This is a genomic window from Acidimicrobiales bacterium (genome assembly GCA_035533095.1).
In the GTDB taxonomy this organism is placed as follows: Bacteria; Actinomycetota; Acidimicrobiia; order Acidimicrobiales; family Palsa-688; genus DATLUM01.
In genome coordinates, this window is record DATLUM010000137.1 from 13,094 (window position 1) to 34,593 (window position 21,500).

Sequence of the window (21,500 nt, forward strand, 5' to 3'; positions counted from 1 at the left end):
GAACCTCTTTAGTCAGCTACTCCCAACGGAAGAAGTAGGCCGCTGCGGCGGGTGCTGCGGCCGCCCACACCGCCAGGACGATCCACGCCCTGAGAGGCACGCCTTGAGAGTTCGCGGCGAGAGCCCCGTTGAGCGCGTCGGATAGGGCACCGGCGGGCAGCCCGCGTGCGAAGGTCCGGAGGCCAGCGGGCAGCTTCGAGAGCGGGATCACCATCCCGCCGAGGAGCAGCAAGAGAAGGTAAAGACCGTTGGCGGCGGCGAGGGTCACCTCCGCGCGCAGAGCACCGGCCATCAGCAGCCCGACGCCGGCGAAGCCAACGGTTCCGAGGAGGATCGCCGGGGCGGCGGGCCACAGGGATCCGCCGGCGTGCCAGCCGAGGCCGAGCGCCACTCCGACGATCACGCCGACCTGGAACGCCTCGATGACGACGATCGACAGGATCTTCGCCGCCAACAGGCGGGGGCGGCCGAGCGGAGTCGCGGCCAGCCGCTTCAGCACCCCGTATTGGCGTTCGAAGCCGGTCGCGATGCCAAGGCTGACCATTGCCGTCGACATGACCGCGAGGGCGAGGATGCCCGGGGCGAGGAAGTCGACCGGGTGGCGCACGCCGGCGGGCTTCGGCAGCACGTCGACGAGCGAGAAGAAGATCAGCAGCCCCAGCGGTATCGCCAGGTTGAGCAGCACCGCATCGCCGCGCCGCAAGGTGAGCCGCAGCTCCGTCGCGGTCTGAGATCTGAGCGCTCTCATGGTTGCGAGTTCTCCGGAAGCTCGCCCGTCAGGCGGAGGAAGACCTCTTCGAGGCTCTCCCGCCCGGCGCGCAGGCTGGTGAGTGGGAGATCGCGCTCGGCCATCCAAGCGGCGAGAGCGGCCGTCGTTGCCGGCGCGTTCTCTGCCTCGACTGTGTAGTGGCCGGGTGATTGCTCGCGGACCGGCGCGTCGAGAGCGGCGGACAGCGCGGCCAGGTCGATGCCGGGCGGTGCTTCGAAGCGAAGGCCGGCGTTGCCGGTCGCGGTCAGCTCTGCAAGGGTGCCGGACGCGACGACCCGCCCTCGATCGACGATGACGATGGTGTCCGCAACCCGCTCCGCCTCCTCGAGCTCGTGTGTGGTCAGGAGCACGCAAACACCGACGGCACGTAGCCGGGCGATCTCCGAGCGGATCGCGATCCGCCCCTGCGGGTCGACGCCAGCCGTGGGTTCGTCGAGGAATGCCACCTCGGGGCGGCCGACGAGGGCGAGCGCCAGGGAGAGACGCTGTTGTTCTCCTCCGGAGAGGCGGCGCCATGGGGTGCGCGCCACCGCGGTGAGCCCCACCCGGGCCAGCAATGCGTCAGGCTGTTCCGGATCGTCGTAATAGCTGGCGAACAGGCGGACTGCTTCCCCCGGTCCCATACCCGGGTAGACGCCGCCCCGCTGCAGCATGACGCCTATACGGGAGGCGAGAGCCCGCGTCTCGCTGTGGACACCGGGGTCGAGGCCCAGCACCCGCACGGAGCCGGCAGACCGCCGGCGGTACCCCTCCAGGGACTCGACGGTGCTCGTCTTGCCCGCCCCGTTGCGGCCGAGCAGCGCGACCACCTCGCCCCGGTGGGCGCTGAACTCGACCCCGTCGACCGCAACCAGGTCTCCGTAGCGCACGACCAGCCCGGATACCTCGATCGCGGCGCCGGAATGGGGGACGGCGGGCACGGGGCACGAAGCTACCGCGGCGTCATACCGGCGGACGACGGAGTGAATACATCTCGCGCGGGATGTGCGGCGGTGCCCCATGCCCCATGATGGAGCGATGATCGAGGCCCGAAACCTCACCAAGCACTATGGGAGAACCGTCGCCGTCGACGACCTCAGCTTCGATGTGGCGCCGGGGCGGGTGACCGGCTTCCTCGGGCCGAACGGGGCCGGCAAGACCACGACCATGCGGATGATCCTCGGTCTGGACAGGCCCAACTCCGGCGCCGTGACGATCAACGGCCGCCCCTACCGGGACCTACCGGCACCCCTCCGTGAGGTCGGCGCCCTGCTCGACGCCAAGGCCCTGCACGGTGGCCGCAAGGCCTACTACCACCTCCTACTCCTCGCCCAGAGCAACGGGATCGCCAAGGCGCGGGTCGACGAGGTGCTCCGTATCGTCGGTCTGGAGGGAGTCGCCGACAGGCGCGCCGGCGGCTTCTCCCTCGGCATGGGCCAGAGGTTGGGTATCGCCGCGGCGTTGCTCGGTGACCCCGGGATCTTGATGTTCGACGAGCCGGTCAACGGGCTGGACCCGGAAGGCATTGCTTGGGTCCGCCAGTTGATGCGCGCGCTCGCGGCTGAGGGTCGCACCGTGCTCGTTTCGAGCCACCTGATGAGCGAGATGTCGCTCACCGCCGACCACCTGATCGTCATCGGCAAGGGCAAGCTCATACGTGACGAGAGCGTGACCCAGTTCGTCGAGTCGAGCTCGCGACACTCGGTGAGGGTCCGCTCGCCGCAGCGAGAGCGGCTGGAGGAACTCGTGCAGCACGCAGGGGCGTCTTTTTCCCGAGTCGAAGACGGGACGCTCGACGTGCTCGGGCTCGAAGCTGCCGCCATCGGCGAACTCGCCGCTTCGAACGGCTTGGTGCTGCACGAGCTCACGCCGAAACGCGCATCTCTCGAGGAGGCGTTCATGGAGTTGACCCGCGACAGCGTCGAGTTCCACGCGACAGGGCAGGTGGCCTGATGACCGCGGTGATCGAACGGCCGCCGCAGACGGCTTCTCCCGTACGTCGCGCGACCTTCGGCGACGCGCTCCGTTCGGAATGGACGAAGCTGCGGACGGTCCGCTCGACGTTCTGGTCGCTCGCCGCCGCCGCCGCCCTCGGGATCGGCCTCGGAGCGCTGATCAGCTGGGCCGGCGCCAGCCGCTTCCACCGCGACGCCGGATTGCACTTCAACTGGAATCCCACCGATCACAGCCTGCGCAGCCTCACGATCGCGCAGCTGGCGTTCGCGGTGCTAGGTGTTCTGATCATCAGCGGCGAGTACTCGACCGGCATGATCCGCACGAGCCTCGCCGCCGTCGCGAAGCGGTCGCGGATGTTGTCGGCCAAGCTGACCGTCTTCACTTTGTTGGCATTGATCGCCGGCGAGGCGATCGCGTTGGCGACCTTCTTCCTCGGCCAGGCACTCATCTACGGCAAGGCTCCGTCCGCGAGCATCGGGTATCCGCACGTCGCCCGGGCGGTCATAGGTGCCGGCGTGTATCTAGCGCTGCTCGCGTTGCTCGGCTCAGCGATCGCGACGATCGTGAGGCATGCCGCGGCGGGTATCGCTGTAATAGTCGCGATCCTGTTTGTCCTGCCGGGCATCGCGTATGCCCTGCCGACGTCATGGCAACAGCCGATCGAGGAGTACTGGCCCACCAACGCCGGCCAGCAGTTCGCCATCGTGATGCGCGACGCGCACACGCTCGGGCCGTGGCAGGGCTTCGGCGTGATGGCGGCCTTCGTGGCGGTCGTTCTGGTAGCGGCCTTCGTGCTGTTAGAGCGGCGCGACGCGTAACCTGCCAGGGTGGGAACCGCCGGCGGCCAGCCTCGTTTGTGGGTAATCCGCCACGGCGAGACGGAGTGGAGCCGATCGGGGCAGCACACCGGCTGCACGGATCTCCCATTGACCACTCGCGGTGAAGGGCAGGCGAGTGGGGTCGGCGAGCTGGTGAGGTGGCTGGTCGGTGCGGGTGGGTTCGACCTGGTGTTCTGTAGCCCGATGTTGCGCACGCGCCGGACTGCGGAGCTGGCCGGGCTGTGTGGTGGCGCCGCTGGCGGGCAGTTCGAGGTCGACCCGGACCTTCGGGAATGGGACTACGGGGAGCTCGAGGGGCGGGTGACGGCCGAGATCCGCGCTGAGTACCCGGGGTGGTCCATCTGGGACGGTCCATGGCCGGGCGGCGAGACCGCCGCAGAGGTGTCGGCCCGCGCGGATCGCGTGGTCGCCCGGGTGGTGGGATCAGGTATGTCGAACGTCGCGGTGGTCGGTCACGGCCACTTCAGCAGGGCGTTGGCGGCTCGGTGGGTGGGGGCCGAGCTGGGGGTGGGTCGTTGGTTGGAGCTGGACACGGCGTCGGTGAGCGAACTGGATTGGTCGCAGGGTCAGCGTGTGATCCGGCGCTGGAACATGGTGGCGGAGGCGGAGTGAGCGAGGTCTCGGGCGGAGGGCCGTGGGGTGGCCCCGCCGGCGGTGTGCCGGAGGGCGGCGTGCCGGCGTGCTACGTGCACCCGGGCCGCTTGGCCAGCTCGGTGTGCCGGCGGTGCAACAGGCCAATCTGCACTGAGTGCATGACCGAAGCACCTGTCGGTTGGCAGTGCCGATCGTGTGTGCGCGAAGGAGCGCGTTCGTCACCGGTGCGGCGCTGGCAGCCCGGGCGCCAGGGTTACGGGCGACTTGGTGCGACCCGCATGACGCCGATGGTGATCGCCCTGATTGCTGTCAACGTGATCGTGTACGTGTGGGAGATGTCGAGCAAGGCGGGCGTGCTCTTCGTCAACGGCCAGTTCGTCGGCCAGTGCCCGCACAGCGTCGAGTGCAACTACGGCTTGCTTCCGGCGGCGGTCCACCAAGGCGAGTGGTACCGGTTGATATCCGCTGCCTTCTTGCACGCGAACATCGAGCACATCGCCTTCAACATGTTCACGCTCGCGATCGTCGGGGCGCCGATCGAGGCGGAGCTTGGCAAGGTCCGGTTTCTCGCGCTCTACTTCGTGTCGGCGCTCGGTGGTTCGGTCGGCTCGTACCTTCTGAGCGAGCCGCTGCAGATCGGGGTGGGCGCGTCGGGAGCGATCTTCGGGTTGATGGGTGCGTACTTCGTGATCGCTCGCCGCCGGCGGTGGGACAGCAGCGCGATCCTCGCGCTCATCATCATCAACCTCCTGATCAGCTTCGCTTCGACGGGAATCGACTGGAGGGCCCATCTCGGAGGGCTGGTCGTCGGCGCCGTGGTGGGTCTCGCGATGTCCCGATCGGCGAGCGGCTGGCAACTAGGGCGGGCCGGCGAGCTGGTGGTGGGGGTGGGGTTCGCGATTGTCGTCGCGGGGGTGCTGTCGTTGTTGGTAACGCTGCCGCCGGGGCAGGTGAACCTGTAGCGGCGGCGCGCTTCGCCGCATCGCGAACCTACTGTTTCTCGATCAGCGCTAGGGGCCGCTAGCTCATCCGGTAGAGCAGGGGACTTTAACTGGATCCGGGCCTTCGAAGTGGACTGATCGAAACGGAAAAGTCCTGGTCAAGTCCAAGATGCTTGCTGAGTGCTCGCGACAGTTACTGGGTGTGTCCCTATTGCTGGGGCGAGGCGGGTCGCCAAGCGCATCGTGGCCGTCGAGCGCGTCGAGGTCGCCCACGGCCGTCTCGGTCGCTCTCGCCGCCTGGCGAAGTCGTTCGAGAACACCACCACCTCGGCGACCGGATGGCTCCAGGTCGCCTGCATCGCGACCACGCTGCGCCACCTGTCATACGAACGGGCTCGCCAGCGCAGACTCGCAGTCGCGGCGTGAGCGACTGCCAGTCACGAACCGCGCGGAACGCGCCAGGGTGCGGATCGCCCGCGGCAAGAGAGTGCACTGCCCCCGCCCCATCGACTCAGCGGAACGAAGCAGCCGGTGGCCGGGCGCCGTCTCGCGAGCGAGGACTCAGCGGGCGGGAACCGGCTCGAACGACGGCTGCCACTCCCGCCTGATTAGCCCGTACACCCACGAGTCCGAGACCTCGCCATTCACGACGCAGTCTTCCCGCAACGTCCCTTCACGCACGAATCCGAGCTTCTCCAGGACGCGGGCAGATGCCGCGTTGCGCGTATCGGTCTCGGCCTGGACACGATTCAGGTCCAGCGTGTCGATTGCCCACTGCAGCAAGGCGCGCGCGGCCTCGGTCGCGTAGCCATGGCCCCATGCTGCATCGTCGAGGCAGTAGCCCATCGACGCGCTGCGGTAGTCCGGGTTCCACCGGGTCAGGCTGCACCAGCCGATGAACGCCCCGTCGGAAACGCGGTCCACGGCCAGCCGCTTCCCGGTGCCTGCCTCGGCCATCTGCCGGCAAGCCGTTATGAACCGCTCGGCGCGCACACGTTCGCACCAGGGCGGCGCGTCCCAGTAGCGCATCACGTAGGCGTTGCTGTGCAGCGCGAAGAGGGCGTTCGCATCCGAGTCGTTGAAGGGACGCAGTCGCAGCCGAGCGGTGTGCAGCGTGGGAGTCGACAAGGACATGCGTGCCATGGTGCCTCATCGCGGATGCCGGTCACTCACAACCCGGGCTTCTCAGCGGGCGAACAGCAGGACGTGCCGCCCATCGGTAGATCCGGTAAACGCGTCTGCCCCGCGCGCAGCCGTCAATAGGGACACACCCAGTTAGAGCTAGCACTTGCCGCTAACTGTGCGCCAATCACAGCAAGCACCCGGTTTCCGGCAAGCGTGTCGGACCGAGTGCGACCCAGGTTGGGCCTCGTGGACGAGGAGGCGGCTCGGCGTTGATCTCGGTGTTCGGGCGTCGAGGACAGCTCGAGTCGCTGGAGCACACCGACGCGGATGCGGCGCGCGCATGTCTCGATCGTGCCAAGCAGCGCCTCTCCGCCGCGTCGGTGCTCACGGAGGCGAAGCTGTGGGAGGGGGCACCGCGCCGGGCGCGCATGTCAGTGGAGGCAGAGGCAGAATGGATGCCCGGCCGGGTCGGCGTAGACCCGCCAGTTGGCATCCTGGCGCAGCTGGTCAGTGCGCTCGAGCACGGTCGCGCCAAGCTCGAGCACCCTTTTCTCGTCCGCTTCAATGTCGTCCACGTCGAAGTCGAGGTGGACCTGCTGGGGGTGCTCCTGCCCAGGCCAGCCCGGCGGCCGATAGCCGTCCACTCGCTGGAAGGCGAGCGGCGTCCCTTCGAACCCAACCACCTCCACCCAGTCCGGCTCGTCGGGTTCCATGACCACCCGACCGCCGAGCAGTTCGGCATAGAACTCGGCGAGCCGCAGCGGGTCTGCGCAGTCGAGCGCTACCGCCTGGAGCCTCTTGATCACCTACACCACTCTCCGATCTCGGCGTCCGCGGATTCGTCCCGAAACGAGGTACATCATCGCGAGCCCCCGATCCAAGAGGTTTGATTTTCCCGACGGTCGCGGTCGCTGACCCAGCAGCGCATCGTAGAGAACTCGGACTGATCCGGTGTGGCGTGCGGGACCGCCGGCCGGGCTGGCAGCGCTCCCGAGTTCGAGAGGAGTAGCCCCCGGCTCAGCCGGCCGACGAAGGCCATCGACGATGGTGTCGGCCGCTCCCACCAACTCATCGACCTCCGACAGCGGGCCCGCTGACAGCGACACGCCGCAACATCCAGCACCCTCCACCCCGACAGCCCAGATTGTGCCCCAGACCACGCGCCTCGAGCCTCTCCTATCACCGGCCGCCCGGTGACCCTGATCGCCGGCTTGCGGAGACACTCGAGAAGTGCCGATATGCGCTGCTGCGAGCGCGGCGACACTCGGATTCTTGAGTGCGCGTTCTGCTCCCCCGAACGGCATCACTTAGAGAAGCCACCTGTGGAGCGTCTCGACCAAACGGACACCGAGAATAGGCTGCACGTCTGTGCCCGCGTGGAAGGAGATCGAGCAGACGGAACCAGACTTCGCCGGACGCGTTCGGGGGCTGTTCGACGCCGGTCGCCACAAGACGATCGCTACGCTGCGCGCCGACGGCTCGCCACGCATCTCGGGCATCGAATGCGAGTTCAGAGACGGTCATCTCCGCTTCGGGTCGATGACCGGTGCGCTTAAGGGGGCAGACCTCAAGCGGGATCCTCGCTTCGCCCTCCACGGCCCAACTTTCCACCCTGAGCCGGGGAAGGAGAACGACTGGCCAGGTGAGGCCAAGATCGCCGGACGAGCGATCCCCTCCGGCCCGGTAACTACGGGCGACGCAAGCGAGCAACTTGAGGGCGAGATGTTCATCGCCGACATCGCGGAGGTCACTATCACCGCACTCAACGCCCAGGCCGCCAAGCTTGTCGTCGAGTTATGGACGCCTGATCGAGGACTACGAAGGCTCGAGCGAGACTAACTATGTGACGGAACGCCCTCAACCGCCGGGTGAGCAGGAGAGGCCTGACGTGCCGATCTGCGCTCGTGGTCTCGGAGGTAGACGCGAACTATTGAGCGGACGTTCTGCACCGTCCCTCTTCGGGGCCGGTGGCGTGGGGGCAGACCTCCATGGCCCGTGGACCAATACCTGACGCCAGCTCTGTCGCCGGCCGTCCGCAGCCGGTGGCTGGCCGTTCACACGGGGAGGGTGCTGGGGTGGGCACCCGAGGAAGCCAGACGGTCTCCGACCGTATGCTCGAACCATGCAGGTCGACTTCGTGGAGGGGCGGATCCTGGGCAGCCTCATCGAGAAGCAGCTGACCACCCCTCAGCAGTATCCCCTGAGCCTCAACGCTTTGGTTCTCGCCTGCAACCAGACGTCGAACCGGGAACCGGTGACCTCGCTCGACGAACCCACCGTCGAAGCCTCCCTCGCGACTCTCAAGGGGAAGGGCCTGGTCCGCTACGTGCTCCCGTCGCACGGCCGCTCTGTGGTGCGCTACCGGCAGATCCTCGACGAGCGGCTGGCTCTCGATGAACGCCAGATGGCTCTGGTGGGAGTGCTGCTTCTGCGAGGTCCGCAAACCATCGGGGAGTTGCGGGGACGCACCGAGAGGATGGCGCGCTTCGACAGCACCGAGGACGTCGAGCACGACTTGGAGGGACTCACCCGGGGAGAGGAACCCTTCGTCGCCCGCCTAGCCCGCCGTCCCGGCCAGAAAGAGGAGCGATGGGCCCACCTGCTCGCAGACGAGCCGCGCGCGACCGCGCCGACTCCCAGGGCGGCTCCGAGCCCGAGTGAATTCAGGGCGGCTCCGTCGGCCCCGGCCACCGGTGGGTCCGATGACTTGCGGGCTGACGGCCTGCGCGACGACGGCCTGCGCGACGAGGTGGAATCACTGCGCAAAGAGGTGGAGGTGCTGCGAGCCGAGGTCGACGGCCTGAAGGAGGCTCTCGGCCTCTAGCGGGACCGTCCACTGATACCGGTTCGTGGCCCGCGCGGATATCGCACGGCCGACCGGGAACGCGCGGGGGGTCCCACGACGCCAAACCGCCGACGCGAGTGCCCGTGATCGCCCGGGTGAGTGGCATGCGAACACCCCATCGACCGCTGGACGGCGCGCTCCGACGGCCGGCCATAACCTCTGGGCGCGTCACTAGATGAGGGCGAGGTGGGGGGAGCTTCGCAGAAGGGAAGAGTTCGGTTCTCTTCCGATCGGTAGCTGTCATCCCTCGAGGTATTTGAGTACTGCCAGCACCCGGCGGTGGTCGTTCGAGGTGGCCGGTAGGTCCAGTTTCGAGAAGATGTTGGCCACGTGCTTTTCTACAGCGCCCTCCGAGATGACGAGGGTGGCGGCGACCGCGGAGTTGGTTCTCCCCTCCGCCATGAGTGCAAGCACTTCCCGCTCCCGAGCGCTCAGCTTGTCCAGGGTGTCGGTGCGGCGGGAGGCGCCCATCAGCTGGGTTACGACTTCCGGGTCGACAGCGGTGCCTCCGGAGGCCACGCGTCCGAGGGCTTCGACGAAGTCGGTGACGTCGGCGACTCTGTCTTTGAGCAGGTATCCGATACGGGCCGCGCCGCCGGCGAGCAGCTCGGCGGCGTAGCGGGTCTCGACGTATTGCGAGAATACGAGGATTCCCACGTCGGGGTGATCCCGTCGCAGGGAGATGGCAGCGCGCAGCCCTTCGTCGGTGAAGGTGGGCGGCATGCGGATATCGACGACGGCCACGTCGGTTCGCCCGCCAGTCGCCCCTCGGCGGTCCAAACCCCGGCGCTTCCGGTGATCCTCCCCCCTCCCAGGTCGGCCGAGCGGGGGGCTTCTAATCGGTCTGACGGGGTGGGTGGCGATCTCCTCGGAGGGCACCTACGCGCCTCGACGCGCGATGCTCTGCTGTCCGCCATCAACGCAGTACCGGCTGTCTGCAATCAAGAGGAGCCCACATGCCCGATACCGTCTTCCTCACCGACCGCATTGAGGTAACAAGGCCGATCCCTGCCTTACCCCCCGCCATCTTCGACGTCCTACGCAGCCCGGCAGGGCATGTGGCAATTGACGCGTCGGGCATGCTGCAGGACTTCACCGGCGAGCCGGCGGAGAAGGTCGGCGACACGTTCGTGATCCACATGGACCGCGAGTCCCTCAATGACGTCCCCTTAGGCAAGTACGACGTAACCGTGCATATCATCACTTTCGAGCGCGACAAAGAGATCGCATGGGACCTCGGGCCCGATATCCCGTTCCCACACTTCTATGGATACCGACTGGATCCCGGCGACGACGGTGTAACCAATGTGACCTCGTACTACGACTGGTCAAGGGTGACAGGGGACATCAAGGCACGATTCCCGATCGTCCCGGAGTCGGCCCTGCGCGCCACATTGGGCATTCTCGACCGGACGGTCCGGAAGGGCCTATAGGCGGGTCAGGTCGCAGGATCTTCGTTCGGCGCCCAACAACCGCTGAATCGTCGCATGCGACACGACGAAAGCAGCGTCTCCGAACGCCCGACATGAGATGTGCCGATCTGCACCCAGCATGCGATCGCGCCTAGCGGATTACGGCGTGCGTTCTGCGTGTGCCGGCAGGAGCTACGTTCTTGCAGCTCGGCGGTCGACGAACTTTGCGGCCTTGCGCCGCTTACGCTCAGCGATGTCCCCCCGGGCCTTCTCGAGTCCCGAAGATGCCGGCTCGGACCTCAATCGCATCCAGCTCTCCAAGCGGCTGCGGTCGAGGCACCCGTCGGAGACCGCCTCCGCAAGGGCACACCCCGCCTCACCGGAATGCGAGCAACTGGCGTACGTACAGCCACGGGCCAGCACTTCGACATCCTGGAACGCCTGCTCCACACCTTCACCCGTGCCTAGCACCGACAGGGCTCGCATCCCCGGAGTGTCGATCAAAAGGCCGCCTCCGGGAAGCAGGACCAGCTCGCGGTGGGTTGTCGTATGGCGTCCGCTTCCGTCTCGACGTACTGCCCCGGTCGCCAAGATCTCAGCACCTGCCAACACGTTCACCAGCGTCGACTTACCTGCTCCGGACAACCCGAGTAGCGCGACCGTGTGCCTCGGGACCAAGTAGGGCGCCACGTCGACCACGCCGTCACCGGTCGTCGAGCTGACGACGACCACACTGACTCCCTCGGCAACCGTCCTGACTGCCTCTAGTGCCTCGGTCACGATCGCCGGCAGGACCGCATCGGACTTGGTAATCAGCACGACAGGAGTGGCACCGCTCTGCCACGCCAGAGCCAAGAAGCGCTCGAGATGGCGAAGGCTGAGGCTTCCGTCGAGCGCATCGCACAAGAACACCGTGTCAATATTCGCGGCTACGAGCTTGGGCGCCGCACCCCTCGCAGTGGCCGCTCGGCGGAACACACCACGACGAGGAAGGACAACCACGATCCGCGATCTCCCACCGGCGGTGGGCCCCGGGGCAAGACCGACCCAATCGCCGACCGCTACTTCGACACTCCGCTCGGTCGCGACCCGAACCTCGGCCGTCCCAGTCATGACGGTGCAGATACCGCGGTCGACGCGCGACACCCGTGCCGGCCTCACAGTCGGATCGCCAAGCTCTTCCAGGGCTGACGCCCAGCCGTCATCCCACCCAAGGGCTAACAAGCCCGAAACACCCGAGGTGGTCGACACAGTGAACTCCTGACAATCCGGCAGGACCCAGTGTCTCACCGTTGCGGCCCTCACCCGCCGCGACGACAGCCACCTGGCTCGGGATACCGAACTCTGGTTGCCGGCATGGATGTACGCGCGAAGCGCCTATATACCCTCGTTGCGGTTCATTTCCTCAAGGAATCTCGAGCGCATGATCTGTGTGCAGAGCTCCGACCAGGTTCTAGCCGCGTACAAAGCGGCGCGGCTTCGCCAGATTCCCGGTTGCTTCGCTGTCGGGCGGCTCTATCGGGTCAACTGGCCGGTCTTCCTCCGGCGGGCCGGCGAAGAGGGGCGCGGGGAGGAGGTGGAGGAAGAACCGGCGGACAGCAGGCTGCCGAGGTAGTCGGCGGCGTCCTGGTCCCGGCCCTCGACCATGTGGGCGTAGACGCGCAGGGTTGTAGTGGCGTCGGAGTGCCCCAGCCTGCCAGCGATCGTGCGGACGTCGCGCCCCGACGCGATCAGCATGCTCGCGCTGAAATGGCGCAGAGTGTGGAGGCTCACGCCCCGAACTCCGGCCGCCTGGCACAGCGACGCGAAGCTGTGGGTCAGCCCGTCGGGCTTGAGTGGCTCCCGGCCCGAGGGATCCAACGTGAATACGAACCCATCGTCGAGGACCTCAATGCCGGCGTCAGCCGCCCACGCCTCGACATTCGCCCGGTGGGTCCGCAAGACGGTGGTGGTGAACTCGTCGAGGGAGATCCTGCGCGCCTGATGGGTCTTGGTGGGGCCGATGACCCACCCGCCCTCGAGACCATTCTTGAGCGACTGGTGGACGTGGAGCCTGCCCACATCGAGGTAGACGTCGTTCCAGTGCAGGCCTGCGAGCTCGCCCCTGCGCAGACCCGTCGTAGCGGCGACGGCGATGATTGCCGCGAGGACCGGCTGGCCTCTGTCCTCCGCGGCGGTGATGAGCTTCTGTACGACGTCGGGAGTCGGTATCTCCTTCGGCGTGTGGTGCCGTTGCGGTGGGGTCGCCCTGGCGGTCGGCGCTACGGCGAGGAGCCCCCATTTCACCGCTTGGCGCAGGGCCGCTGAGAGCACGCGGTGGAGGTGATGGACGGTGCTCGGGTGGAGCCCTTCGTCCAACCAGGCTCGGTAGGCGCGGTCGAGGTGCTGGGCGGTCAGCTTGTCGAGGCGGATCCCCCCGAGACGGTGGTTGATCCTCTCGGCCTTGTGGCGGTAGCCCCTGATGGTGGCGGGCGAGCGCGTCGGTGTGATGTGGTCGAGCCATCGGTCGAGGAACTCGGCGACTGTGGTGGAGGCGACGATCGGAACGGTGCCGTTTGAGACCTCGGTGACGAACTCGGCCAAGGCGGTGTCGGCCTGTTTCTTGGTGCCGTGGAAGGTTCTCGTCACCTGCTTCGGGTTGCCCGTGACAGGATCGCGGCCGATGAACACCCGCAGCCGCCATATCCCCGGTGATCGCTCGTCCTTGGTCCCTCGCATGGCTCCTCCAGCCGGCCACCCCAAAAGTGCTAGTCCAAAAGTAGTCCAGGACTACAGGTCGAGATGGTATCGTTTGTAAAAGTGCTGGTCAGAGCATACGGGCCGCTAGCTCATCCGGTAGAGCAGGGGACTTTTAATCCCAAGGTGCAGGGTTCGAGACCCTGGCGGCCCACCACGGATCTGCCCCGTTATGGGAGCGAGAGTCGGAGGAGGGTAGAGGCGGGCGGCGACGCCGGCGACGCCCGTACTGGGTAACTTAACTAGTCCCTGAGGATACTTAGGCTACCCACTCGGACCGAAGCGCCGGCGACCGGGGTGCGCCGGCGGCAGGCTCCAGGCAATTAGCGTTGCGGGCATGAGTGAGGACGAGGCGACCGTGGCGGTCGGGTACACGGAGACGCTCGACCGGATCGCGGGCGACCTCGAAGCGGTCGAGGCCGCGCTGCGCCGATTGGACGACGGCACTTACGGACGCTGCGGTACCTGCGGCCGGCAGATTGCAGAAGACGAAGTGGAGCGGGACCCGCTGGCAGCCACGTGCGCCGACCACAGGGGACTGCCGGCGCCGGCCAGCGCCTCAGAGCGGGCTGTTGGCGTGCTTGCGGGCGACGATCCGCTCTCGCTTGGTCGCGAGCATCCGGAAGGCTGACGCCACGGCCTTGCGGGTCTCGGCGGGGTCGACAACCTGGTCGACGAAGCCACGCGCGGCAGCGACGTATGGGTTGAGGTAGGTCTCCTCGTACTCCTCCACGAGGCGGGCCTGCGTCGACGCGTCCTCGCGGCGGTGAAGGATCTGGACCGCGCCTTGAGCGCCCATCACCGCGACCTGGGCTGACGGCCACGCGAGGCACAGGTCGTTGGCCATGCCCTTGGAGTCCATGACGATGTACGCGCCGCCGAACGCCTTGCGCAGGATCAGGCACACGCGCGGCACCGTCGCTTCGGCGTACGCGAACACGAGTTGCGCGCCGTGGCGGATCATGCCGCGCCACTCGAGGTCCTTGCCGGGCATGAATCCGGGGGTGTCGACCAGCGTCAGCAACGGGACGTTGAACGAGTCGCAGAAAGCGACAAAGCGCGCCCCCTTCTGTGACGCCGAGATGTCGAGCGTTCCTGCCATCGACTGCGGCTGGTTGGCGACCACCCCTACCGGGTGCCCGTCGATCCGGCACAGCAACGTGCACAGCTGAGGCGCCCAGGCCGCCCGGAACTCGAGGAACTCGGCGTCGTCGGCAACCGCCGACACGGCCGTGCGAACGTCGTAGGAACCGCTTGCGCTCGAAGGCAACAGGTCCCGCAGTGACGGAGTCGCGCGATCGAAGGGATCGTCGGTGGGCCACGCCGGCGGTTCCTCGTCGGCGTGGTCCGGCAAGTAGTCGAGAGCAGCCGCGGCGACCTCCAGCCCGTGGTCCGCGTTGTCGGCCAGCAGTGCCGCCACACCGGTCGAACGGGCGTGGACCCGCTGGCCACCGAGTTCCGCCGGCGTCAACTGCAGGCCAGTCATCGCGGCGACCGCCGTGGGGCCCGACACGTACGCGACCGCCTCGGGTGTCATCACGACGACGTCTGCCATGCCGAGCAGCAAGGCCGGCCCGGACAGCGCCAGCCCGTAGGCGACGATGACGGTCGGCACGATGCCCGAACAGGAGTACATCGCGCGAGCGGCCCGCCCCCAACCGTCGAGAGAGGCGACGCCCTCGAACACGTCGGCGCCCGACGAGGTGAGCACCATGACGAAGGGCAGGCGCTGGTCGAGGGCCATGCGGGCACCCGCAGCGATGGTGTCGCTGTCGCTGACGCTGAGCGCGCCGCGCCGCTGCCCGCTCGACACGTGCACGAGCACCACCCGCCGGCCGGTCACAGGCAGACGCGCCAGGCCGGCGGTGGTCGCTCCCGAGGCCATCGCCCGGAGCCGGACCGATAATTGCGCCGGCGGATCTGCGTTCACGGCGGTCACCCCCGCGTGCTGACGGCCGTCATCACCGAACTCTGACAGCCGGGCGCACGGTGTGGTTACCCGGCCAGCTCGCCGGAGGGGAACAGCCCGATCTGGCCGAGCGGAACCGGGGCGCCGGCGGGCGCATGAGCAGCGCCAGCGGGCGCAAGGTGGGAATCGTTGTCCTCTCCTGTTGCGTGCTCCAGCCCCCGGGCGATGAGGAATCCCCGGGCACGCTCGGTCAGCGGGTAGCGCTCCACCAACGACCAGAACCTGGCGCCGTGACCCGGCACCGAAAGGTGCGCCAGCTCGTGGACGACGACGTAGTCGATCACCCATCCCGGCTCCCTCGCCAACCTGGACGAGATGCGGATGGACCCGTCGGCCGGGGTGCAGCTACCCCACCGCCACTCCTGGTTGTCGACCCACCGGATCGCCACAGGTTCCCTCAGCCCGTAACGACCGGCCAGGACGCGTGCGCGCTCCTCGAGATCGATCAGGTTCGCCGCGGACTTGCGCTGCATCCGGCGAAGCATCTCGGCGACCCAGTGATCCTCCTCGGCCTTGGTCATGTTGGCGGGGATGGAGACCCGCAGCACCCCACCGACCTCGCGTGCCTGCACGGTCTTGCGCCGGCGGGGACTGCGGACCACCTCGACCTTCATGGACCGGACCGTACCCGAGGAGAGGGACGGTTAGGACGGATCGGAGGCGAGCTCGAGCTCGAGGAGGTCGATCGGCTCCTCGGGCAACAGACCGCCGGCGTTGTGCCGTCCGCGGTAACCCGCAAGGTGCCCGACGCGGTATTCCGCCGCGGAGGCCAGGCGCGCCAGCGCCCTCACCACGCCGCCGTGGGCGACGACGAGGATGGCGCCGAAACCCGCCGACTCGGCCGCGCGGCCGATCCTCGCTGCGGCCTCCGACACGCGATCGTCGAACGCCGACCGGGTCTCGCCGCCGGGGGGCGCTGGCAACTCACCGCAACTGAAGCGCGCGATGTCACCCGGCCAGCGGATCTCGATCTCGTCGCGGGTCCGCCCGCTCCACTCACCGACGTCGTACTCGCGAAGCCCGGGTTCGACAACCGGCGGAGGGATCGATCCCATCGACGCCGTCAGGATCTCGGCGGTCTCGACCGCGCGGGAGAGATCGGAGCAGAAGACCCCGTCGAAGGAATCCAGCTCTGCGAGCCGCTTGCCGGCCGCGCGGGCCTCGCGGCGACCCTCGTCCGACAGCACCGGATCGGCGTGCCCCTGCCACAAGCCCGCGGCGTTCCATTCGGACTGCGCGTGGCGGATGACGACGAGTCGACCGGGCATTGCAGGCAAGGCTAGGCCAGGTGAGAAAAAGAAGTCGTTGCCGGGTAGGTTCACACCGCACGAGGAGAAGGTACGCAGCTGGCACGAGAGGGTTTGATGGGTGAGGTGGCCCCCGAAAGCATTCGAGAGGAGCGCGCCCCGGCCGGCGTGACACTCCTGTTCTTCGCGGCAGCGCGCCAGGCCGCCGGCGTCGCGAAGGAGTCGGTCGACGCCGCCACGCTGGCGGAGGTGCTGGACGGCGCCCGCCGGCGGCACGGCGAGGCGTTCACCGCGATTCTCGAAGGCTGCCGCGTGTGGGTCAACGGCGAGCCTGCCGAAGAGGCCACGGCTCTTCGCGACGGTGACGAGGTGGCGGTACTCCCGCCGGTATCGGGAGGCTACGGATGAGCATCGCAAGCGAGCTCGTCGTTGCGGGTCGCCGCAGGGTAAGGACCCAAACGCCGGCGAGGGTCGTCGCCCGCGGAAGGGCGGCCGCCGAGAACAAGACGGGCACCACACAACTGGCTGTGGCCGCGCGCGGGGTGCTTTGGGCCGCGCTGCTCCTTGCTTCCTGCGTGATGGGATCGCTGGCGGTCGGGCTCGTCGTGGTCCCCGCTGCCGTTATCGCATCCGTGTCGGCGCTCCGGGCGGTGCCCCGTCCGCTGCGTGCCCCGGCCGTTGCCGTCGCGGTGGGCGGCCCTATAGCAGCCGCGATCTCTTTCATCGTCGCTGACGCGCAGGGCGCCAACCTTGGTCTAACGCTCGCATTCGTCGTCTGCCTCTACGACGCGGCAAGCTATCTCAACGGCAACGGTCGCGGCACCGGAGGCTGGCCCGGAGTGGGCGCCGGCCTGCTGACGGTCGGCGTGCTCGCCGTGTTCGTCGCCGCAGTGTTGGTGCCGCCGTTCACCGGCACCCGGTCGTGGCTGGTCGTCGGCATGACCGGACTGGTCGCTCCGGTGGGTGTCTGGCTCGCCGGCCGGGCGACGGGGTGGGACAGGCTGCCGGCGCTGCGGAGGGTTGACTCGATGATCCTCGCGGCCCCCGTGTGGGCGATCCTGGTCTCGACCGTCGTGCAGCGCTGAGCGCCGTTCCGGCGCGGAGGCGACCTACATCCGGGCCGTGCGGTAGCCTCCCCGTACGGTGGCTCGACTCGAGGACGTCTTGGCTCCCGGCTACCTCGATGGCCTGGAGGGCTGGTCGCTGGCAGATGTACGAACGCGCCGCAACGAAGCTACGGAAGTCGAGACCGGGCTGTCCTACCTCCGCCGGATCATCCAGGGCCGCTTGGACATCCTCTTGGCGGAGCAGCGGCTCCGGCGCGACGGCGAAGGTCACAGCGACCTGACGTCTCTGGTCGAGGAACTTCCGACCATCCTGTCCGACCACGTGCACGCCCCGGGCCTGGGTCGCCTGCCCGCTCTGATGGGCCCCGGTGAGCTGGATCCGGAGCTGGAGGCACGCCTCGAAGCAGTGATACCGGCGAGCCACCTCGCGAAGATCGACTCTCTCGAGGACTCCGAGGTGTCGTCCGCCTGCGAGGGCCTGGTCGAACTCGAGAAGACCGTTTCCTCGCAGAGGCGGTCGGTGTTCGAAGTGCTCGACCGGCTCCAGGACGAGATCGTGCGGCGGTACGGCACCGGCGAGGCGACGGTCGACAGCCTGCTGCCGTGAAGTCCGCAACTCGGCCACGGCTGGTGCTCGTGGTCGACGACGACGAGATGATCCGCCGGTTGGTGCGGGCGGTGCTGGAGGCCGACGAGTTCGAGGTCGTCGAGGCCCGCGACGGCGCGTCCGCCTTGAGCCTTGCATCCGAGAGACAACCCGCCGTCGTCGTGCTCGACATCATGATGCCCGGTATCGACGGCGTCGAGGTGTGCCGGCGGCTCGATCACGACCGGGCCAAGGTCGTCATCCTGACGGCGCGCGACGACCCGCGCCTCGAGGACGAGTGCAGGGCCGCAGGCGCGGATGCGTTCCTCACCAAGCCGTTCTCGTCGGTGCAGCTGCTCGACCTGATAGCAGAGATGCTCCCCGCCTGAGCGATGAGCGACCTCGTGAGCGGATCAGTCGGCACAGATCGGGGCGGCATCGCTCGGACGGTGCCCCGATGAACGACTTTCCCGATCCCTGGCGAGAGCTCGGCGAGTTCATCCGGGAGCAGCGATCCGTCGCGCGCCTGTCGGTGCGCCGGTTGTCCGACATGGCGGGTATATCGAACCCTTACCTCAGCCAGATCGAGCGCGGCCTGCGCCGGCCGTCTGCGGAGATACTGCAGCAGATCGCCAAGGCGCTGCGCATTTCGGCGGAGACCCTTTACATCCGCGCCGGGATACTCGACCCACGCGAAGGAGACGGTGACCTGACTCACGCGATCCTCGGCGAACCGGGATTGACGGAGGATCAGAAGCAGACGCTGCTGCGCATCTACCTGTCGTTCAGGCGGGAAAACGAGACGGCCCGTCCCTCCAAGCCCCCGTCCGACGAGGAGGCCGGGTAGGTCGTGCCCCGCATCGCAGTGCTGTCGATGCACACTTCTCCGCTCGCGCAGCCGGGTACGGGCGACGGCGGCGGCATGAACGTGTACGTCCGGGAACTGTGCGCGGCGCTCGCGCGCTCGGGCGTGGAGTGCGAGGTGTTCACGCGGACCGAGTCGGTGGACGCTCCGAGCGTTGTCCAGGTCGAACCGGGTTTCCGGGTGCACCACGTCCCCGCCGGACCTCGATGCGCGGTCGCCAAGGAGTCGCTGTCGGAGCTGGTGCCGGCGTGGACGCGCGGCGTCGGCGGCAGGCTCGCGGCGCTGGCGGCCGCCGGCCGCCAGGTCGACGCGATCCATGCCAACTACTGGCTCTCGGGCCTCGCTGGCCACGCGCTCAAGCACGAGCTCGAGCTGCCGTTGCTCGTCACCTTCCACACGCTCGACCGCGTCAAGGCGGACGCCAGCCCGGAGGAGATCTCTTTCCAGGAACCCGCGCGCCGCGCCATCGCCGAATCGCAGATAGTCGGGTGCGCGGACGCGGTGGTCGCGTCCTGCAGCGTGGAAGCGCAGCAGCTGGTCGATCTCTACGGCGCCAACCCCGATCGGATCGTCACGGTCGCTCCCGGCGTCGACCACGCGTTCTTCAGCCCGGGTGACCGGGGGCAGGCGCGCCGCGCCACGCGGCTGGAGGAAGCCGCCCCGGTGGTCGTATTCGCCGGCCGCATCCAACCGCTCAAGGGCCCGACCGTCGCGGTGGAAGCGCTCGCACAGATCCGCTCCCGCGGCCGCGACCGCCTGCGCGAGACCGGCCTCGTGCTCATCGGCGGCCCGAGCGGTCCGCACGGTGACGCGGAGATGGCGGAGGTCGAGCGCCGCATCCGGGTGTACGGACTCGACGACGCAGTGAGGTTGCTGCCGCCACAGCCACACGAGCGCCTCTCCACCTACTATCGGGCCGCGGACGTGTGTGTCGTGCCGAGCCACTCCGAGTCGTTCGGACTAGTGGCGCTCGAGGCGGCCGCGTGCGGGATCCCAGTAGTGGCGTCGGCGGTTGGGGGACTGACCACTCTGGTCGACCACGGGCGCACCGGTTACCTGGTCGAAGGCCGGGATCCGGCTGACTACGCCGCCCCGCTGGCGGCGCTCCTGGGCGATCCGCAGACCGCGGCGAGGATGGGAGATGCGGCTGCGTCGAGGGCCGGCGACTACACGTGGAAGGCTGCCGCGGCCGACCTCTGGGAGCGAGTCGAGGCCCTGACCAGCGCCGTTCTGGTCGCCTGCGGATAGACCTTGCCGCCCCCCTGGGGTACCGGTACTGTCGCCAGTGCCGTCGACCCGGGGGCGTTCGCGGGACTCGTTCGTTCGGGGAAGTGCGAACGGCCTGTGGGTCAAACCCGGGCGGCGGCGCCACGACCCGCATAGGGTGGCCGGCGTGGGGTCGTTGATGCTGCTCGGCGGCGGGAAGATGGGCGAGGCGCTCGCCGGCGGCCTCATCGCCAGCGGCTGGGCACCGGCGGAGTCGATCACGGTCGTGGAACCGTACGAGTCCCGGAGAAAAGACCTCGCGTCGCGCTACCCGGCCCTGCGCCTGGCAGAGAACGTTCGCGCGGCACTGGACGAGCACGGCAGGCCCGACGGGGCCGTCATCGCGGTCAAGCCCGCGGATGTGCAAACGGCGTGCCGGGACCTCGTGCCGGCCGGCGTGGCGCGGGTGCTCTCCATTGCCGCCGGCGTCACGACCAGCTCACTCGAGGCGTGGTTGGGCGCCGGCCCGGCGGTGGTGCGGGCGATGCCCAACACCCCGGCCCTCGTCGGTGCAGGGGCGTCGGCTATCGCCGGTGGGGCCAGCGCCGGCCCCGACGACCTCACATGGGCCTCGGGGATCCTGCAGGCGGTCGGCACCGTCGTAACTGTCAACGAGTCCGCCCTCGACGCCGTGACAGGCCTTTCGGGCTCGGGACCGGCTTACGTGTTCCTGGTGGCGGAGGCCTTGATCGACGCCGGGGTGCTGGTCGGGCTCACCCGCCCTGTCGCCCGGCAGCTCGCCATCCAGACCCTGCTCGGCTCGGCCCGGTTGCTCGACGAGACGGGGGACGAGCCGTCTACCCTGCGAGCGGCGGTCACGTCCCCGGGAGGCACGACCGCTGCGGGCCTGCGTGCGCTGGAGTCTGCGGGGGTGCGCAGCGCCATCCTCGACGCGGTCGCCGCTGCCACCCAGCGCGCCCGCGAACTGGGGACCTAGGAGGGGACCCGCGAACCTGCCGGTCTTTCCCCATATCTCATGAGCCCCCCTTTTCACCGGAGCCTCACTGGCGTACCCTCGTGACACGGAGAAGGGTGGTAGGACGCGTGCAACGAAAGCCACACGTGCAGTCGGGCGAAGCGAGGCCGAGGTTCGTCACTGTCGCCGAGGTAGCTGACCAGCTGAGGGTCTCCAATATGACCGTCTACCGGCTCGTGCAGTCGGGACAGCTGGCGGCGGTGAGGGTCGGTCGTTCGTACCGGATCCGGGAGGACGACGTGGACCGCTACCTCGCCGGGCAGTACACGCAGGCAGGCTGAACCCCCGGGTTCGCTTCCGGCACTTGCCCCCCTGGTAGATCTCATAG

Annotated in this window: 27 protein-coding genes and 1 tRNA gene; 18 read left to right on the forward strand and 10 right to left on the reverse strand. The window is 68.3% G+C overall.

What is annotated here, in order from left to right; genetic code table 11:
• Positions 1–16 precede the first annotated feature (16 nt).
• Together VNF71_15815 and VNF71_15820 are read right to left on the reverse strand one after the other, a co-directional pair.
• Positions 17–748 carry an ABC transporter permease gene (locus tag VNF71_15815; protein HVA76021.1) on the reverse strand — a complete coding sequence of 244 codons (732 nt, stop codon included), beginning with the start codon at positions 746–748 and terminating at the stop codon, positions 17–19.
• Positions 745–1,689 (reverse strand): ABC transporter ATP-binding protein, encoded by a 945-nt coding sequence (locus VNF71_15820; protein HVA76022.1) that lies wholly within the window; start codon positions 1,687–1,689, stop codon positions 745–747. Before VNF71_15820 ends, VNF71_15815 begins: the two co-directional genes overlap by 4 nt.
• A gap of 97 nt (positions 1,690–1,786) precedes the next feature.
• On the opposite strand from VNF71_15820, the gene VNF71_15825 reads away from it, so the two are divergent.
• The 5 genes from VNF71_15825 to VNF71_15845 all read left to right on the forward strand — a co-directional run bounded on the left by VNF71_15825 (position 1,787) and on the right by VNF71_15845 (position 5,504).
• Positions 1,787–2,701 carry an ATP-binding cassette domain-containing protein gene (locus tag VNF71_15825; protein HVA76023.1) on the forward strand — a complete coding sequence of 305 codons (915 nt, stop codon included), beginning with the start codon at positions 1,787–1,789 and terminating at the stop codon, positions 2,699–2,701.
• Positions 2,701–3,522: an ABC transporter permease gene (locus tag VNF71_15830; protein ID HVA76024.1), complete on the forward strand. Its 822-nt coding sequence runs from the start codon at positions 2,701–2,703 to the stop codon at positions 3,520–3,522. The genes VNF71_15825 and VNF71_15830 overlap by 1 nt, the downstream gene beginning before the upstream one ends.
• A 9-nt stretch (positions 3,523–3,531) precedes the next feature.
• Complete coding sequence (locus VNF71_15835; GenBank protein HVA76025.1) at positions 3,532–4,155, forward strand: histidine phosphatase family protein; 624 nt, start codon at positions 3,532–3,534, stop codon at positions 4,153–4,155.
• Positions 4,156–4,295: 140 nt separating this feature from the next.
• Positions 4,296–5,099 (forward strand): rhomboid family intramembrane serine protease, encoded by an 804-nt coding sequence (locus VNF71_15840; protein ID HVA76026.1) that lies wholly within the window; start codon positions 4,296–4,298, stop codon positions 5,097–5,099.
• Between the two features lie 159 nt (positions 5,100–5,258).
• Positions 5,259–5,504 (forward strand): hypothetical protein, encoded by a 246-nt coding sequence (locus VNF71_15845; GenBank protein ID HVA76027.1) that lies wholly within the window; start codon positions 5,259–5,261, stop codon positions 5,502–5,504.
• Between the two features lie 135 nt (positions 5,505–5,639).
• On the opposite strand, the gene VNF71_15850 is transcribed toward VNF71_15845, so the two are convergent.
• Positions 5,640–6,212, reverse strand: coding sequence for a GNAT family N-acetyltransferase (locus tag VNF71_15850; GenBank protein ID HVA76028.1), 573 nt, complete (start codon positions 6,210–6,212; stop codon positions 5,640–5,642).
• 422 nt (positions 6,213–6,634) lie between these two features.
• Positions 6,635–7,009: a VOC family protein gene (locus VNF71_15855; GenBank protein HVA76029.1), complete on the reverse strand. Its 375-nt coding sequence runs from the start codon at positions 7,007–7,009 to the stop codon at positions 6,635–6,637.
• 562 nt (positions 7,010–7,571) lie between these two features.
• Here VNF71_15855 and VNF71_15860 point away from each other — a divergent pair.
• Both VNF71_15860 and VNF71_15865 read left to right on the forward strand, forming a co-directional pair.
• A complete protein-coding gene (locus tag VNF71_15860) occupies positions 7,572–8,042 on the forward strand; it encodes a pyridoxamine 5'-phosphate oxidase family protein (protein HVA76030.1) in 471 nt (156 codons plus the stop codon).
• 283 nt (positions 8,043–8,325) lie between these two features.
• The gene (locus VNF71_15865) at positions 8,326–9,027 is read left to right on the forward strand and encodes a YceH family protein (GenBank protein ID HVA76031.1); all 702 of its coding nucleotides are present in this window, start codon (positions 8,326–8,328) and stop codon (positions 9,025–9,027) included.
• Between the two features lie 261 nt (positions 9,028–9,288).
• Here VNF71_15865 and VNF71_15870 read toward each other — a convergent pair whose 3' ends face one another.
• Positions 9,289–9,792 carry a response regulator transcription factor gene (locus tag VNF71_15870; GenBank protein ID HVA76032.1) on the reverse strand — a complete coding sequence of 168 codons (504 nt, stop codon included), beginning with the start codon at positions 9,790–9,792 and terminating at the stop codon, positions 9,289–9,291.
• Positions 9,793–10,004: 212 nt separating this feature from the next.
• Here VNF71_15870 and VNF71_15875 point away from each other — a divergent pair, with 212 nt between their 5' ends.
• Complete coding sequence (locus VNF71_15875; protein HVA76033.1) at positions 10,005–10,481, forward strand: hypothetical protein; 477 nt, start codon at positions 10,005–10,007, stop codon at positions 10,479–10,481.
• A 171-nt stretch (positions 10,482–10,652) separates the two neighbouring features.
• Here VNF71_15875 and rsgA read toward each other — a convergent pair whose 3' ends face one another.
• Positions 10,653–11,606, reverse strand: coding sequence for a ribosome small subunit-dependent GTPase A (gene rsgA / locus VNF71_15880; GenBank protein ID HVA76034.1), 954 nt, complete (start codon positions 11,604–11,606; stop codon positions 10,653–10,655).
• 369 nt (positions 11,607–11,975) lie between these two features.
• Positions 11,976–13,178 carry a tyrosine-type recombinase/integrase gene (locus VNF71_15885; protein HVA76035.1) on the reverse strand — a complete coding sequence of 401 codons (1,203 nt, stop codon included), beginning with the start codon at positions 13,176–13,178 and terminating at the stop codon, positions 11,976–11,978.
• 99 nt (positions 13,179–13,277) lie between these two features.
• Here VNF71_15885 and VNF71_15890 point away from each other — a divergent pair.
• Together VNF71_15890 and VNF71_15895 are read left to right on the forward strand one after the other, a co-directional pair.
• A tRNA-Lys gene (locus tag VNF71_15890) sits at positions 13,278–13,353 on the forward strand.
• Positions 13,354–13,533: 180 nt separating this feature from the next.
• Positions 13,534–13,827, forward strand: a complete 294-nt coding sequence (locus VNF71_15895) for a hypothetical protein (GenBank protein ID HVA76036.1) — start codon at positions 13,534–13,536, stop codon at positions 13,825–13,827.
• On the opposite strand, the gene VNF71_15900 is transcribed toward VNF71_15895, so the two are convergent.
• The 3 genes from VNF71_15900 to VNF71_15910 form a co-directional block, all read right to left on the reverse strand.
• Positions 13,756–15,126, reverse strand: coding sequence for a carboxyl transferase domain-containing protein (locus tag VNF71_15900; protein ID HVA76037.1), 1,371 nt, complete (start codon positions 15,124–15,126; stop codon positions 13,756–13,758). The genes VNF71_15895 and VNF71_15900 overlap by 72 nt on opposite strands.
• A gap of 65 nt (positions 15,127–15,191) precedes the next feature.
• Complete coding sequence (locus VNF71_15905; protein ID HVA76038.1) at positions 15,192–15,779, reverse strand: M48 family metallopeptidase; 588 nt, start codon at positions 15,777–15,779, stop codon at positions 15,192–15,194.
• A gap of 30 nt (positions 15,780–15,809) precedes the next feature.
• Positions 15,810–16,433 carry a histidine phosphatase family protein gene (locus VNF71_15910; GenBank protein HVA76039.1) on the reverse strand — a complete coding sequence of 208 codons (624 nt, stop codon included), beginning with the start codon at positions 16,431–16,433 and terminating at the stop codon, positions 15,810–15,812.
• Between the two features lie 96 nt (positions 16,434–16,529).
• On the opposite strand from VNF71_15910, the gene VNF71_15915 reads away from it, so the two are divergent.
• The 8 genes from VNF71_15915 to VNF71_15950 all read left to right on the forward strand — a co-directional run bounded on the left by VNF71_15915 (position 16,530) and on the right by VNF71_15950 (position 21,453).
• Positions 16,530–16,820, forward strand: a complete 291-nt coding sequence (locus VNF71_15915) for a MoaD family protein (GenBank protein ID HVA76040.1) — start codon at positions 16,530–16,532, stop codon at positions 16,818–16,820.
• Positions 16,817–17,497 carry a hypothetical protein gene (locus tag VNF71_15920; GenBank protein HVA76041.1) on the forward strand — a complete coding sequence of 227 codons (681 nt, stop codon included), beginning with the start codon at positions 16,817–16,819 and terminating at the stop codon, positions 17,495–17,497. The genes VNF71_15915 and VNF71_15920 overlap by 4 nt, the downstream gene beginning before the upstream one ends.
• Before the next feature lie 58 nt (positions 17,498–17,555).
• Positions 17,556–18,086 carry a hypothetical protein gene (locus VNF71_15925; GenBank protein ID HVA76042.1) on the forward strand — a complete coding sequence of 177 codons (531 nt, stop codon included), beginning with the start codon at positions 17,556–17,558 and terminating at the stop codon, positions 18,084–18,086.
• On the forward strand, positions 18,083–18,454 hold the full coding sequence (locus VNF71_15930) for a response regulator (protein ID HVA76043.1): 372 nt from the start codon (positions 18,083–18,085) through the stop codon (positions 18,452–18,454). Before VNF71_15925 ends, VNF71_15930 begins: the two co-directional genes overlap by 4 nt.
• A 68-nt stretch (positions 18,455–18,522) precedes the next feature.
• Positions 18,523–18,912 carry a helix-turn-helix transcriptional regulator gene (locus VNF71_15935; protein HVA76044.1) on the forward strand — a complete coding sequence of 130 codons (390 nt, stop codon included), beginning with the start codon at positions 18,523–18,525 and terminating at the stop codon, positions 18,910–18,912.
• Positions 18,913–18,915: 3 nt separating this feature from the next.
• On the forward strand, positions 18,916–20,178 hold the full coding sequence (locus VNF71_15940) for a glycosyltransferase (protein HVA76045.1): 1,263 nt from the start codon (positions 18,916–18,918) through the stop codon (positions 20,176–20,178).
• Between the two features lie 145 nt (positions 20,179–20,323).
• The gene (gene proC / locus VNF71_15945) at positions 20,324–21,133 is read left to right on the forward strand and encodes a pyrroline-5-carboxylate reductase (GenBank protein HVA76046.1); all 810 of its coding nucleotides are present in this window, start codon (positions 20,324–20,326) and stop codon (positions 21,131–21,133) included.
• Positions 21,134–21,240: 107 nt separating this feature from the next.
• Complete coding sequence (locus VNF71_15950) at positions 21,241–21,453, forward strand: helix-turn-helix domain-containing protein (GenBank protein HVA76047.1); 213 nt, start codon at positions 21,241–21,243, stop codon at positions 21,451–21,453.
• Positions 21,454–21,500 lie beyond the last annotated feature (47 nt).